At 40.8% G+C, this 14,623-nt stretch carries 12 protein-coding genes and 1 pseudogene; 2 read left to right on the forward strand and 11 right to left on the reverse strand.

Going from position 1 to position 14,623, the window contains the following annotated elements; genetic code table 11:
- Positions 1 to 2,673 (forward strand): strawberry notch family protein (locus H6G86_RS24595; protein WP_190936529.1); only part of this gene is annotated, 2,673 nt, incomplete at its 5' end.
- 608 nt (positions 2,674 to 3,281) lie between these two features.
- Here the strand turns inward: H6G86_RS24595 and H6G86_RS39645 are convergent.
- Complete coding sequence (locus H6G86_RS39645) at positions 3,282 to 3,407, reverse strand: hypothetical protein (RefSeq protein ID WP_277883662.1); 126 nt, start codon at positions 3,405 to 3,407, stop codon at positions 3,282 to 3,284.
- 111 nt (positions 3,408 to 3,518) lie between these two features.
- On the opposite strand from H6G86_RS39645, the gene H6G86_RS24600 reads away from it, so the two are divergent.
- Positions 3,519 to 4,346: a P63C domain-containing protein gene (locus H6G86_RS24600; RefSeq protein WP_190936530.1), complete on the forward strand. Its 828-nt coding sequence runs from the start codon at positions 3,519 to 3,521 to the stop codon at positions 4,344 to 4,346.
- Between the two features lie 82 nt (positions 4,347 to 4,428).
- Here H6G86_RS24600 and mcdB read toward each other — a convergent pair whose 3' ends face one another.
- The 10 genes and pseudogenes from mcdB to H6G86_RS24650 all read right to left on the reverse strand — a co-directional run bounded on the left by mcdB (position 4,429) and on the right by H6G86_RS24650 (position 14,622).
- The gene (gene mcdB / locus H6G86_RS24605; protein WP_190936531.1) at positions 4,429 to 4,890 is read right to left on the reverse strand and encodes a carboxysome distribution maintenance protein McdB; all 462 of its coding nucleotides are present in this window, start codon (positions 4,888 to 4,890) and stop codon (positions 4,429 to 4,431) included.
- 6 nt (positions 4,891 to 4,896) lie between these two features.
- Positions 4,897 to 5,679 carry a carboxysome distribution maintenance ATPase McdA gene (mcdA, locus tag H6G86_RS24610; RefSeq protein ID WP_179076601.1) on the reverse strand — a complete coding sequence of 261 codons (783 nt, stop codon included), beginning with the start codon at positions 5,677 to 5,679 and terminating at the stop codon, positions 4,897 to 4,899.
- Positions 5,680 to 5,859: 180 nt separating this feature from the next.
- Positions 5,860 to 6,135, reverse strand: a complete 276-nt coding sequence (locus H6G86_RS24615) for a hypothetical protein (protein ID WP_190936532.1) — start codon at positions 6,133 to 6,135, stop codon at positions 5,860 to 5,862.
- 293 nt (positions 6,136 to 6,428) lie between these two features.
- On the reverse strand, positions 6,429 to 6,683 hold the full coding sequence (locus H6G86_RS24620; RefSeq protein ID WP_190936533.1) for a hypothetical protein: 255 nt from the start codon (positions 6,681 to 6,683) through the stop codon (positions 6,429 to 6,431).
- 85 nt (positions 6,684 to 6,768) lie between these two features.
- Entirely contained in the window at positions 6,769 to 7,536 is a 768-nt protein-coding gene (locus H6G86_RS24625) for a spermidine synthase family protein (protein WP_179076604.1), read from the reverse strand.
- Positions 7,537 to 7,708: 172 nt separating this feature from the next.
- Positions 7,709 to 7,834, reverse strand: coding sequence for a ParA family protein (locus H6G86_RS24630; protein ID WP_242064950.1), 126 nt, complete (start codon positions 7,832 to 7,834; stop codon positions 7,709 to 7,711).
- 537 nt (positions 7,835 to 8,371) lie between these two features.
- Complete coding sequence (locus tag H6G86_RS24635) at positions 8,372 to 9,790, reverse strand: hypothetical protein (RefSeq protein ID WP_199338417.1); 1,419 nt, start codon at positions 9,788 to 9,790, stop codon at positions 8,372 to 8,374.
- The gene (locus H6G86_RS24640; RefSeq protein ID WP_190936534.1) at positions 9,771 to 13,514 is read right to left on the reverse strand and encodes an AAA domain-containing protein; all 3,744 of its coding nucleotides are present in this window, start codon (positions 13,512 to 13,514) and stop codon (positions 9,771 to 9,773) included. The genes H6G86_RS24635 and H6G86_RS24640 overlap by 20 nt, the downstream gene beginning before the upstream one ends.
- A 750-nt stretch (positions 13,515 to 14,264) precedes the next feature.
- Positions 14,265 to 14,501 (reverse strand): annotated as a pseudogene (locus H6G86_RS24645) (transposase); the annotation flags it as partial.
- The gene (locus tag H6G86_RS24650) at positions 14,467 to 14,622 is read right to left on the reverse strand and encodes a tetratricopeptide repeat protein (RefSeq protein WP_190936535.1); all 156 of its coding nucleotides are present in this window, start codon (positions 14,620 to 14,622) and stop codon (positions 14,467 to 14,469) included. The gene H6G86_RS24650 and the pseudogene H6G86_RS24645, both read right to left, overlap by 35 nt.
- Position 14,623: the final 1 nt, after the last annotated feature.

A 14,623-nucleotide genomic window follows, 5' to 3' on the forward strand; every position in this document is an offset into this window, starting at 1 on the left:
GATTGGTGTGCGCTCGGAGGTAGTGAAAAAGATATCATTGACCTGAGCAACATCAAACTTGGCGACCCCATCCCTTTCACCCAAGGTATTCTGTTCTGCACCTACTCAACTCTACGTTCTCAAAAGAACGGCAAAAGTCGGCTTAAGCAAATTGTTGACTGGGCAGGTAAGGATTTTGAGGGAACAATCGCCTATGACGAGTGTCACGCGATGGGTAACGCAATGGCGCAAGAGGGTAAACTGGGCATGGTTGCAGCATCCCAGCAAGGCATTGTTGGGCTGCGGTTGCAAAACGCATTACCGCAGGCAAGAGTTGTCTATGTCTCCGCGACTGGAGCGACGAAGGTTTCTAACCTATCTTATGCAAATCGTCTGGGGCTTTGGCAGACGGGCGACTTTCCGTTTACCTCCCGTGAGGATTTTGTGGAATCCATTGAGGGCGGTGGTATCGCTGCGATGGAAGTGGTCGCCAGGGATCTCAAGGCTTTGGGACTGTATCTGGCGCGGAGCCTTTCATTCGAGGGAGTTGAGTATCAAACTCTCTACATTGATTTAACGCCCACGCAGGAACGGATTTACAATAGCTACTCCGATGCTTTTCAGGTTATTCATAATAATTTAGAAAAAGCGTTAGAAGCTTGTAATATCTCTGGCGCAAAAACGTACAATCGTGCTGCTAAGATGTCTGCCAACTCGCAGTTTGAGTCACACAAGCAAAGATTCTTCAATCATCTGCTGACAGGGATGAAATGCCCTACCCTGATCAAAGCGATTGAGCAGGATCTATCCCTTGGTCTTGCAATTGTCATTCAAATAGTTTCGACTAATGAAGAACTTTTGAAACGACGACTTGATGAAGTTCCGGCTTCGGAATGGAAGGATCTCAATCTTGACTTGACCCCACGAGAATATGTGATGGACTACTTAATGAGTGCTTTCCCTGTTCATCTGCATTCCATCCATTCTGGCGTTGATGGAGAAGAAAGATCCGAGCCAGTCTTTGATGCCGATGGTTCTCCAGTTATTTCACAAGAAGCTGTAGCTTTGAGAGATACTCTAGTTGATCGACTAGCAAGCCTTGACCCAATCCCTGGCGCATTAGAACAATTGCTGTGGCACTTTGGGCACAAACAAATTGCCGAAGTTACAGGTCGTAGCAAACGAGTTCTGAAAGATGAATCTGGACGTTTGTTCGTTGATTCACGGGGTAGTGGCGCGAATATTGCTGAAACTGCTGCATTCATGCAGGGTGACAAACAAATCCTCATCTTCAGTGACGCTGGTGCGACAGGCAGAAGTTATCACGCTGATCTAAATGCTGCGAATCGTCGGCGGCGATCGCATTATTTGTTAGAAGCCGGCTGGAGAGCAGACAACGCAATTCAAGGGCTTGGGCGATCGCATCGTACAAACCAAGCATCAGCACCCGTGTTTAGACCTGTTACCACTAACGTCATTGGTGAACGCCGATTCATCAGCACTATTGCTCGACGGCTGGATAGCTTGGGCGCACTCACAAGGGGGCAAAGGCAAACCGGAGGCAATGGGATATTTTCAAACAAAGATAACCTTGAGTCAAACTACGCCGAATATGCACTGTATGAACTGTTCAAGCAGATATTCCAAGGTCGATTTTATGAAGTCCCTTTAGGAAAGTTTGAGCAAATGACTGGATTGTGCTTAACTTCTCATGAAGGCGGCATGAAAATCGACCTCCCACCCCTACGTCAATTCCTCAATCGACTACTGGCTTTACGAATTGATATGCAAAACATGATTTTCGAGAGGTTTGAACTACTCTTGAGCCAGCAGATTGAAGCAGCGATCGCGGCTGGTGTCTATGAGATGGGTGTGGAGACTTTACGGGCTGAACGGTTTACTGTTGAGAGCCAGGAAGCTGTATATACTCATCCTGTTACTGGTAGCGTCACCAATTACTTGAAAGTGGAACGCACCCAAAGAAACAACATCAGAACTGCTGACGAGATGTTAGAGTTCGCAACTCAATATCAAGGAAAGCTCATGATCAACTCCAAGTCAGGCAATGCTGCTGTGTCAATTCCAACACATAGTATATACGACTCTGAGGGTGGAGTTGTCCCAAGAGTTTTGCTGATTCGCCCACAGAAAGAAACTCGCCTACCAGTCCAAGACTTGGAATCTTCCACATGGGGGCAAGTTTCTATTGATGCGTTTACTGCTGCTTGGTCTACTGAAGTAAACGAATTACCCAAGTTCACAACCGATTACCTGCATTTGGTAACTGGTATTCTCCTACCCATCTGGAAAATCCTACCACAGCAGAATAGTCGAGTATTCCGCTTGCAAACCAGCGATGGACAAAAGATTCTCGGTCGGGTGGTGAATGCTAATGATATTAAGTCGGTGGCTGAACAACTCGGACTGAAGGATAAGCTGTTAAGCCCACAGGAGTTAGTCTCTTTAGTGCTAAACGAAGGCTATTCCCAGCAGTTACCGGGTGGCGTAACCTTGCGACGTTCTTTCGTTGCTAATGAACCTCGTATAGAACTGGTTAATGCTATCTCACTGGCAGAGCGACTCTTAGCTGTTGGATGTTTTACCGAGATCATCAACTGGAAAAAGCGGGTATTCATTCCGGTTTCAGACAAAGCCCCAGCTATTCTAGCGGCTGTGATTGAAATCTTGGGATAATTTCCAACCTCAAAGACCCAGATTTAGTGTCTGGGTCTTTTTATACCCTCAAAAAATTAATAATCGCTTTGGCAAGCGCTCCGCGAGGGATTGATGAAATTCTTGGGGAGAAAGCAATTGTGCTTTGAACGATAAATTGGCCAAAAAATGAATCATAACCTGACCAAAAGTTGTAACTTAAAGGATAAAGTGACCGTTTTCTAAGCATAAAGTGGCCGCAGAACAGAACCTATGACACAAGCGTATTTGAAAGAATTGAATGCGATCGCCTGTAAACTATGACGAAAGTACGGCGACGCAAAAATAAGCATTCCAGGTTTTTAGGGCGGCCACTTTATCCTTTAATTCCGGCCATCTTTTCCTTTAAGTGACAAAAGTTTACGTAATCTCAAGGCTTTGAAACAATCAACATCTCATGCTATGAATCAAATAATGACCGCAAGTTTAAAATGTGCATCATAACGCGACCAAAAGTTTAATTTCAACATTATTAAATTTAGGAGTATTCAAACACTTCAATTTCATTCTAAATTTGGAACTTTGGTACTCAGATATGGTTTAAAGCGGTCATGATATGGTTCAAAACTATATTTTTATCTATATTTGAGTTAACGCTGATATTTGTTTATTGCGATCGCTCTGTTTGTACGAAAGGCGATCGCCAAAATAGCTTTTCCCAAGTAAAAATGATAATCACGGAGAAGTGGGTAGTTGCGCGTCGCGCAACTACCCACTTCTCCCCTCTACGCGATAATCATTACCAAATAAATTTCCTATATATAAAAACAGAAGTATATATTGGCCACTTAGTTTGTGAACCATAAAGTGGCAATTATTGCCATTTTATGGTTCAAGTCACAGCAATCATGGCTAAGAAAGAATTTGCAGCCGCCCAAGCTGTTGAGTTGTACATCGGCAGCTATCGGTTTGATGCTATCAGGATAGAGCAGACGAAAGAGTACCGCATGTCTCAAAATCAAATCCTTTCAATAATTGGTATCAATCGTAACTGGCTAATCACGTTACCTTTTAAAGCACCCAAAGTCTATCAAAACCTTGTAGAACAAGGACTAAATCATGTTACCCTTTATGCTGAATATACTGTGAATGGCGTGGGAACCCGTGCTGAAACGATATCAGTAAAGGATGCCAGAATAATCTGGCGCTATTTCGACACGAAAAGAAATGCACAAGCTCGGAGGTTAATTGATGCCTTATCTGAAGATTCACTCATCAGCAGATTCGAGCAAGTTTGGGGAGAGTCGCGGACAGTTGAGCAACGGCGCATAGACGATTCTCGCATCCTTGATACCCCGCGTCCTTGGACAAAACTTTTTGAAACTGAGTTTGAGGAGAATCTAGCACGGATAAGCAAGCTACATAAAAAGCACATACAAAACGGCAAATATTATTGGGAGTTTGTTTACAACTGGATGACTCCAGAAGAAAAAGCCAAGCTCGATATCGTTAATCCAATTTTGCCTAACGGGAGGAGGAAGTACAAAATACACCAAATGCTGTCGAAAGAAACAAAGGAGAGGTTATCTCCTCACGTTATATCAGTCCTGGTTCTGATGAAGTCGGCTAACTCGGTGGCAGAACTGAGGCGGCTGGTGCAGAGGCAGTACGGAATTGATCAGCCTAATCTGTTTGATGGTTGGAATGTGGAATAGTTGAGACGTAAGTTACGCGGTAAGCTGACAACGGCTTACCGCAATCACCAAAGTCTGGCGGCTTCTACGATCCGTTTTAAACCTAACTTCCACCATATTTTTGCATCATTGCCAAAGTACGCCGTACTAATCCAGCACGTTTGCGTTTAGCTAATCGTACTTTGGCATCTGCTAGAACTTTTGACTTCAAGTTAGGTTTTTCTTGTAACAAAGCGATCGCAGCTTCAATTAAAATTTCTGGTGTAATATCGTTGCTATCACATAATTTAACTAAATCTTCTCTAATTCCCTGCTCTAAATGAACAGCCAAGCGTTTGCCAACAGTAGGAAGGTTATTTAGTTCTGTCTCTAATCCTGATAAATCTTCAGATGTAGCAGATGTCGTAGATGTATCTATTTCAGTTTCAGGTATTTCATCATCAACTTCAACCAGTGGTTTACTCTCTGGAGTAGAGCGTTTATTGCTTAAAGATGGATCACGAGGAGCTACCTTAACTCGTGATTTAGATGTAAGCATAGAGCGAATATCATTAGCGTCACTCATAACGTTTTATTTTAACCTTTTAATTTTTTCGACTATTACTTCAATTGGATATGCTAAGTCATCCTGGTGCATCTGATGCAAAGTCAGCCCTTTATTAATGGCTTGTTTAAACTTTTCTGACTCTCGAATCGATGGCAGTACCAGATCAGACTCTAACCATTGGGTACTTATCTGTTTCATTGACTCAATATTACTTTCGCTTTCTGTTGTGCGACGTAAGCCTACCCATCGATCACGAAAAGGAATTACACCAAGAATTTCACCATTAAATGCTTCCTGATCATCCCGAAGTTCAGTAATTAGCTCTAGTGTGCGTATTAGAGACTGTAAGCCTTTTACAGAAGTTTCAATTGGAATCATTAAAGCGTCGCTTGCACCAATCACTGTCAAACAAATTTGCGATCGCTGCGGAGGAGCGTCAACAATACAATAGTCAAATAGTTTAGCGACTGAAGCTAGGCGTTTTTTGAGCGTAAAAGCACCTGTTCCACTACTAGCAAGATAGTCTTGTACGTTATCGAGTGCGTCATCAGAAGGAATTAAAAACAAATTGTCGTATTGTGTCTTATAAATTCCGTCTTCTGTATTAACCTGTTTTTTTAGGACTTCTAGGAGTGTTGGACTGTCTGGCTCTACTGTATGCCCCAGGAAAGTCGTTAAGCTACTTTGAGGATCAGCATCAACCAGCAAAACAGTGTGTCCTTGAAAAGCTAGTAATCTTGCTACGAACAAGACTACTGTAGTTTTTCCCTGGCCCCCAGCCAAAGATATAGAGCTGACAGTGTGCATTTTGAAAAACCTGAACTTTGTCCATGCTGTAAAGTTGCAACACATTATACATAACACATTGACTTTTTGAGTAAATACATAATTAAAAAAATGCAACCTTGTTAAGTTGAATATTTATCTAAATCCAAAGTTGCACTTTTGAAAACTTGACTAAATGTAAAACTGCATTTTTGAAAAATTTCAAACTTGTAAAGATGCAGCATTTAAATTAAAGTCCATAACCCTTACTGTTACAGAGTTATTTAGAACACGGGTATACATGAAATCCACTGGTAGACTACCCAAGCCACAACAACCTAAGCCTAACAATTCAGGTTCCAACCAAACCAGATCCTTGCCATAAATCAGAGGGACAGTCGCTAAATATAACTGATGAGCCAGCCAGTAGAGTTGACCCAAAATGTACTGTCGGCGATCGCCAATGATGACTCGCCACGTCCACACTCGGCACAGCACTCACAAAAAACCCGTGGTGGAAACTCAAAATCCTCAGAGCGCTGGAGGCATTCTGATCTAAATTAATTTTTACTGCGTTGATAGAAAACATTTCAAAAAAATGTGGGGGCTATATGGGGGCTATATGTACCCCAAGATTATTTAAAGGCTTGAGCAAAGTTTGACCCCTAAGCGGGGGCTTTGTGGGGGCTTTGTGGGGTATATTCGACTGGTTGAGATTTTACCCCATTTAGCCCCCAAGAGGTTATGATAAGCTCTTGAGTCTGGAGACGCTTTACTTTATAAGGGACTTGCTATTTTGTTTTCATCAAGGTTGGATTAGCCACACAACAAATAGCTTTCACGCCGATTACTACTGAGTCGAACAAACTTCCTTCAATGACTTCAACTCCATTTGCACAAGACAAAGAAGAAGATTCTGAACCGGAAACCTTCAGCCTTGACTTTGATTTATAGCCGAATGGCACGCTTGATAACGGCAAATTCCTGTATTTATAAGGCTTTTGGGTGTGGGGTGTAGTAATGCTCATGCCAGCGTTGTGTAGCAAAGAAGTTTATTTATGTTTGCACTCATATTTATTTTTCTTGATTTTTTTCCTACACTCTACCCCCAACAAGATAGTCAGCACAAAGTTATTCTTCCTCCTCCTCGTCATATTCATAATCTGCATAATCCTTCCCGTGTTGTTCGTACCAGAGGCGTTCTTCCTCTTGAGCCGCCTCTCGCTGTTTCCTTTTCCGCTCTGCCATCTCTGCTTCTAGGCGTTCTTGCGCTAATTTCTCTTTCTCAATTCTTTCTTTCAAAAGCCTTTCTCGCTCTTGGGTTTCTTGCTCTACCCTCTCCCTCTCAAGTCTGATTAATCGCTGCTCAACTCGTCCACAGTAAAAATCTAATGCTTTACCCGTCGCTGCTCCGGTAACTGTACCACCCACTAGAAATATGAGTCCGGTTCTCCAGCCTTCAATTGGGCCACCGCTCCACTGCAAGCTTTGTTGATTGAACCATACCAGCACAGAGAAGACAAAAATTCCAACTACTGTATTGATGAGCGCAAAAACTCTTGGTGTCATCTCAGTCTGTCGCAGTATTAGCCACTGCCCCAGCCAAAGTATTGCACCGAAAATCACCGCAGCGATCGCACTCATAACCAAATGATCTGGATATCTGAACGGATCTAGTACCATATTAATAATTAATGGTATAAATATCAGCGCACAGAGCAAAAAGCCAATTAATAAGCCCACAACACTTATCAAGCTCCAGTAGCGACCGAGATAACCAAGGCGGAATTCCAATATCCACTCTTGTACGGGAAGCATTGTAATGTAAAACGCGATTCCTGCACTGACGTAATCGAGCATTGGCAGTTGTTTTACCTTTATATTTAGCGTATTTGGCATAACCGTGCCAAAACGGACAAGAAAGATACTAACCTAAGATGAATTGAAGCGATTATTGCTGAAAGGTTTCTCGCTCTTTGCGATCACCTGGGCATGAGCGGTCATAACATCGCTCTCTGGAAAGGGATTTACCTTTTTACTGGTTGTCGCGTATCAAAAGCACTAACCTGGCTTAGGGGTCGATGTCGATGAGCAGAAAGCGATGACCCAATTGCGCTATTTGGTAGCCCAGCTTTTGGATAAAGGTGGTTTTGGCAACACCTCCTGCCTGATTAAAAACTGCCATGATTCGGCTCATAAGTGAGTTGGCTTAAGCTAAACCATTACAATTAAAGATAACTGTTGATGCGTCAATCAATACTCTTTATTTAGAGATGGGGCTACTGTTTTCTGAAAATTTTCTAAAATTGATTGCTACAGCCAAGGGATACCAATAGTTTTGAGAGCCAGTGCTGTGCATCTCTATCGCGCGGTCAGGGCTGGAGAAGCAGAAAACCGGGTTAAGAGATATTACATGAGTAATACAAGCATTTTTAGAAGCTGAAACCTTCAGTTTATCGTTGAGTAATGACTCAATGATCAGCAGAGCGTCAATGATCTTCGTTATCAGGATAATCCTTATCTAATAAGGCTTTTAAGCTTATCCCGGTTTTCAGTTCGCCTGCTACTCAAGCACCGATTATCAGCAGCAGCTACGAGCGATCGCAGTTTTTCCTTGGCTTGAATATCGAAAGTTTGGATCGGTGCTTTACTCTATTGCAATTGATACTTGCACTTATGTTTGATTTTATTCTTTTAAAAAGATTTTGTCTTTAATGATGAGTCGGCGACCACACTAATCTTCTATCAGTCTTGGATCGGGAATACCCCAGAGTCGTTCAGCTTTATCTATAGGATCTTCATATTCTGGTTCATATCCATAGTAATCCGATACACTTTGCGGCTTAAAACCCGAAATTTTCTCAAAATTAAAATAATGTTGCTTTTGTCGTCTACAGTCAAATCTCTCTAATGACTTCCAAGGCATTTCGTTGGATGTTTCTGAATCCCATGCCTTTTCAAAGGGAGCGGTGGAATATTCCTCGTCATCCTTGTATTTCCTGGCATACAATGTTGCAATTTTATTTTTGGCAATTTGAAGTTGCATATTCTTATCTAATCTATTGAATTCATCCGAGCCATACTCTACAATTCCGGCGAAGAAGGTTCTAATATAAACCCAAGGCATTTTTATCCAGTCATAGCCTAAAACTCGTCCATCATGATATTCGACAACCACATCACTTCCACCAGGTATGTGTGAAAGTATGTTTGTTCGATATCTACGGTCAACCCACAATATCAGATGAGCGAGACGTTGTGGCAAACCTATGTAAACTCGTTCAGGTTCGATAGACCTTATTGGGTTTTGTCTTACCAAAATATCTGGAATATTAGACTCCCTTCGAGATGTTATAACCTCATTAGGAATTGTGGGAATTAATAAACTCGCCAATTTCTCTAAGCTGAATTGCTCTTGATTTTTTAGAGATGTCAGCCTATTAGAAATTTCTTGCACTTCATGTTCGTCAACAAAAGCTTTTACTAAATGCTCTCCACTTAATTTTTGGAAAAGTAACAATCCTATTAATTTAAAAACTTTTTTAGATTCTATCTCTTGATATCCTGTTACAACTTTTTCCTGCTCATGGCAAAAAAAACTTTGTAAAGCTTCCAGGTTTAAGCGTGACTGTGTATTAAATTCATTTTCTAAATCGCTTAAATCATCTAATCTCCTTAGAGCAAAGGGGGCATCCTTAAAAGGGGTGATGTTAAAACTAAAATTTCCAGTTAAAGCATCGTCAATAGCATATATCTGTTGAGTAGATTTAGGCTTGAGAATACAGTTTTTATCGATAAATAATTCTTTCGTGGCAGGCTTTACCATAATCGTGGATTCAGAACTAATCGCCAAATTGTTATAAGCCTGAAGTGTTGCAGTCGTATTTCGCACAAACATGGGATCAATACCCAGCATCTCAGCTATTTCAGTTTCTGTCGGAGAAGGAATAATATCAAGAGCAGATCGCAAGACAAATTCCTCAAATATATCTACCTTACGGGGTTCACTTACTGTTACTTGTAAGGTTGTTTGATTCAGGCTGTAGCGAAGATAGCCTCCTCCTATGAATGAAAGTTGATCTTGTGATTGAAATTGTTCTACTAATTTATTTAATTGAGAATCAATTGGTAGGTCAGAGAAGACTGGAGACATCTATAAAACCTCTATAACGCTCGACAACGTTTGATACTTCTTGGTAGATGGGAATGCTTGTAAAAAGCTTGTGACATCCCACAATTACCAGTAATTCTTTTGCCCTAGAAAAGGCTACATTAACCCGTTCAGGTGTTTCAGCAAATCCAACTCTTCCTTCGTGGTTATTACGAACCATGCTAACAATGACAACAGCTTTTTCCATTCCCTGAAATCTATCAACTGTTCCAGTGCGAATATCAAGGTTAGGAAAACGGTGTTCACGGGAAATGCGTCTATCAATAAGTCTCAACTGAGCGCCATAGAAGGTGATAATACCTATCTCTTTTTTGGATTCACCGTTAGCAACTTTGGCAGCCCAGGTTGCGTTCATCTGCTTGCACAATTTTTCTATACAATCAACTTCCTTCTCGTTTTCATAAGAAGTTCCTGTTCGGTTTTCTCTAAAATTTGGATCAGAAGGTATTCTGACCCAAATTATATGCTGATCTTCCCTAATAAGTTTACCTGCTAAATTATGTGCGCGTTGGTTGTCAGGATCGGAAAGTCCACAGGTTAATCCGCCATCACCCTCATTATAAAACTGGTTGATTGCTTCCATAATCTGAGGGTGCATCCGATACTGGATATTCAGCCTTCGCGTTATCCCTGTTTGTCCATTTATCGCTGCTTCAAATTGAAGCTTAAACCACGAATCTTCTAAAAATTGCACACTATCTCTAGGAATTGAAAGTTCTTCGGCTATTTCATCTAAATTTCCTTCATCAAGGATAGGTGGTAACTGGCGATAATCGCCAATCATTACGATTTTTTTGCCTTTAAGTGCCGGGATTAGCAATTCTGGAGGTGTACTTTTACTGACTTCATCAATAATTACAACATCAAATTGGCTGAATTTTTGAGAAAAATTCCATTTGGCTGCTTTGATGCAGGTAATTCCCACAACATTAACATTCTCTAAATATTTTCGGCTGATTGATTCCAGGTCTTCCTCTGATGGTTGGCGTAATCTGGCAATCCAATTTTGCATGGTATACTCATATTGTTCAAGGTAAAACGAGGCTTTAGCTAGGTGATATTTCCAAGGTTCAAAATGTTGTTGAACACTTGTTAAAAAATCAGAGTTGAATAATTCTGTAGTAGGAATATCTGTTTTTAGGGAATTTGGAATAGACTGCCAAACGTTTTGCCACCAATTCCTTTGATTGTTTAAATTTTCTTGCAATATTTGTATCTCTTGATGGCGTTCAGCAATCTGGTTGTCTAATTCTGTGATCGCCTGAACAATCTGTTTTATCTGGTGCTGTAATTCATCTAATTGAAGTTGGAAATAATCGTTAATCTGAAAAAGTACAACAAATGGAGATTGAGTCTTCTGTAAGTTATTTTGATGTGTTTCTAATTGATTAATTTTTATGTTGTTTTGAGATTGCAATTCATTCAGTAATATCTGAGATTTTGTTGTAATTTCAATAAGATATTTTGCTGTAATACTATTCAACTTTAGTTCAATATCGCTAGGCTTGTTTTGCTCTATTAAAATTTCATATTGCTGTTTAATCGCCTCTACTTGTAGCGCAGTTTTATAATGATATTGAGGTTCTTGAGATTGGTTGGACTGGCGAATAATCCTTTGGGTAATTTGTAAAAGTTGGCTGATATTTTGCAACGGTTGGGTACTGTCAATACTAGATTTGAGTTGATTAACACACAAAGAAATATGCGCCGCGCTGAGGTTTTGATCGGCTAGAGAATTTTTTGTCTGGAAAAGTAACCAATAGATGCGGTTAGCGACTTTGCAGATTTCATCCCAATCCATACACTGGGTAATTAGTTGGTTAATTTCCCGCAGTAGGCGATCGCAAGTGTCTTTCCAAGGTAAGTTGTCAGATTGAGCTTCCTTTGCAAGCGACAGCCCTATTCTAGGCAAGTAAATCAAGTCTTCTGTAACAAATAGGCGCTGTTGTAAGGACTGCTTAAATAAGTTATAAATATTAGAGTTGGCATCCCTTGTCCATTCGCTCAGTTCATCGAGTGCTATTGCTATTTCAGACTGACGAGTTTTTAAATTTTGAAGTGTTTTTGCCCGCTCTGCCAAAAACATACTGTTAGATTCTAGTATATTATTTAACTGATTTTTTAGTAAATTAATTTGTTGATTTCGCGTTTCTAAAATTTCGTGTTCACTGTTTTTCTTAAAACGGACTACTGCTAGTTGGGTTTGGCAATCTATCAGTTTTTGATGCTCTAGTGGAAAGTTTACTTCAGCTTCTAAATAAGCTCTGAATTTTTCTAATGATGTCAGTAGTGGGCGCAAACCTTGAACAATTTGCTGCTGTTCCGATAGACGGTTTTCACAGTCAACAGCCGTATTTTCCAACCACCTGTCAATCACCCTGTGGGCTAAAAAAGGCTCTCCTTCTCTACCAACTCTGCTGCCTGCATCTCCCTCTCGCAGAGGACGCAATAGTGGGTGGTGAGCTAATCGACTCAGAGCGTTGTCTACTGCAAGGTTAGCTTGAGACGCAATCAGTGTGCGCCCTCCCCGACGTGCAACTTGATAACAAATTTCAGCAATTACTGTAGTTTTGCCTGTTCCTGGTGGCCCTTGTATTAAAACCAAATCTTCAGCAGCTAACACTGCTTCTACCGCCGCTATTTGAGTTTTATTAGCCTCAGAAAGCAACAAGTCTGCCTTTGAAAGTCGGGAACTCTCAGGTAGCGGTCTGGCTTTAGCGGCATCAAAGAAAAACTCCCCCAAATAACGATTTTGGGTGTGACCAAACTGCAAGTTTTCTAAAGCTTGTTTTTGCCAGCGAATCTGAGTAAGGCTACCAACATCTTCAAAAGACAAAAATCCTGTAACGGGCAACGCAAAATCTTCTCTGTTTAAGGAATCAGCTACGTCAGTATTTAGCTGTACTTTTATCTGGTTGCTACTGCTTTCGACTGTTTCGATTTCTCCCAATCTTTGCCCACGCCGATGATCTCCTAAGTCACTAGAGGTTCTAAACAACTGAACAAATTCGTTTATAGCCCGTCTTGCTCGTTGCCAAAACTCGTCTGGAGTCAGGGACACTAAACCATTACCTGTTGCTAAATCAACATTAAGGGTAAACGTGATATGCCTTTGGGATTCAGGATGGTTATGTCCAACAAAAGGCACAGAAAATTGTCTTTGATTAGCTGTACGGCTTTGAATGGCTAAATATTGTCTCCAACCTCTGATCTGATCACTGGTAGGTACATGAGAGCCGCAGACTGGCATTGTTATTATCTGTGCAAATACTTCTTGCGGAATGCCGATATCTTCGGGCAAGAGACGAATAAGCCAAGCTGAAGAAAAGGCATCTATCTGTCCTTGTTCCGGATCTACTAAATTAATTCCCCTTAACCCTAAACAGCCGCTACCGTCTTTACGCACACTTACCCATACCTGTAATGTTTGCTGCCGTTCTTGCAGTTTGCTGGGAAGTTGAAAATCATCGTTGTCTGTTGCTATAGTTAGCTCCCAAATTTCGTATTCAGGTTGTGGCGCTTCTCTCTGTCTGCGAATATAGAACAGACAAGGCTCTGACCCTAGAAGCTCAGAGATTAGCTCGTCGGCACGATTGTACCGATCTCTAAACTCAGGATAGGCATCAAGTGCATCTGAACCTTCGATTTGGCAAATAAAGCGATCACTTGCCCCATTTATGTAACGATAACCCCAAGTTTCAGACATCACCTTATCTCATAATTTAAATAACCTATACTAGACCTGTTCAAGAATTAGCTTTTAACCCTTGCTTTATAAGGCTTCTAGGGTAATTTTTGCATAAGTCTACTAGTCAACTGGATTTAATCTTACTGACCCACCTATTTTTAGTTTTTATCTGTAGTAAATGGCATCTAATTATACAAAGCTAATTGTTACTTGATTTTGGCTTACATTTACACGGGTGTCCACCGAGATTTCTACAAAATGAAGAATACTAAGCTTTTGTTGTTGACCAAGGGCAGGTGATCGCTTCTAGAGGAGAGTGCCAGAGCGATTGCCAGTCTGGAACAAAAACATGGATTTAACATCATGAAGCACTTAGTAGCTACCTGATTGGAGGAGGAGATAATGGGAGAAGCGAAACGCCGCTCTATGTTAGACCCCAATTGGGCAAGATCAGCAAGATTCACTCAGCGCAACAAACCAAAAATTACCTACTCGTCATAAATCATCAACGTTCTGGATTCAGATATATTGTTCCGTATCTACCTTTCCTTGATTTAAAAACATTGGCAGTGTTTGTTGAACCCTCGAGGACGGGTGGGTAATGCACTTAATTTGTTTGCATCTAAAATTGTCCTGGCTATCTCATGACCAGTCTTTCTACAAAATACAGGTCTATTAAATTTTGGTTCTAAATTCTGCCGCCATTGTCCATGTTTATAGCGTAGCCATATAAATCCTAATCTAAAAATAAGGTTCTTCAGTACTTAACTAATAATTAAAATGCCAATTCAATAAGCATCTTACTCTAAAATTATTAAAGTTTCTGAACCCATAAGCGGAACGCTTAATTAGCTTGAGTTTGTTATTGATGCCTTCAACAGCACCACTTGTTGTCTTATTATCAAAGTAAGCTACTATCTCCTCATCAAACCAGCGAATAAAAGTATTGTTGCTATTTGGGAAATATTTTTTAGCTTTTGATAGCCATATACCTAGTTTCGTAATTAGGATTAAATAGTAATGCTTGCTCAAAACATTGAATTACCGCCTCTATGTTCCCGGCTTTGAGATATTCTAAACCTTGATTGCAAAAAACTTGTGCTTCTAATAAATTAATTATTTTCATA

Origin of the sequence: Nostoc sp. FACHB-133, assembly GCF_014698055.1 — a bacterium.
Taxonomy (GTDB): Bacteria; Cyanobacteriota; Cyanobacteriia; order Cyanobacteriales; family Nostocaceae; genus Nostoc.

What these genes read in the sequence shown, in the direction of transcription:
- H6G86_RS24600 (WP_190936530.1), top strand. Translation starts at nt 3,519, where the DNA reads ATGGTTCAAGTCACAGCAATCATGGCTAAGAAAGAATTTGCAGCCGCC.
- mcdB (WP_190936531.1), bottom strand. Translation starts at nt 4,890, where the DNA reads ATGAGTGACGCTAATGATATTCGCTCTATGCTTACATCTAAATCACGA.
- mcdA (WP_179076601.1), bottom strand. Translation starts at nt 5,679, where the DNA reads ATGCACACTGTCAGCTCTATATCTTTGGCTGGGGGCCAGGGAAAAACT.
- H6G86_RS24625 (WP_179076604.1), bottom strand. Translation starts at nt 7,536, where the DNA reads ATGCCAAATACGCTAAATATAAAGGTAAAACAACTGCCAATGCTCGAT.
- H6G86_RS24630 (WP_242064950.1), bottom strand. Translation starts at nt 7,834, where the DNA reads ATGAGCCGAATCATGGCAGTTTTTAATCAGGCAGGAGGTGTTGCCAAA.
- H6G86_RS24635 (WP_199338417.1), bottom strand. Translation starts at nt 9,790, where the DNA reads ATGTCTCCAGTCTTCTCTGACCTACCAATTGATTCTCAATTAAATAAA.
- H6G86_RS24640 (WP_190936534.1), bottom strand. Translation starts at nt 13,514, where the DNA reads ATGTCTGAAACTTGGGGTTATCGTTACATAAATGGGGCAAGTGATCGC.
- H6G86_RS24650 (WP_190936535.1), bottom strand. Translation starts at nt 14,622, where the DNA reads ATGAAAATAATTAATTTATTAGAAGCACAAGTTTTTTGCAATCAAGGT.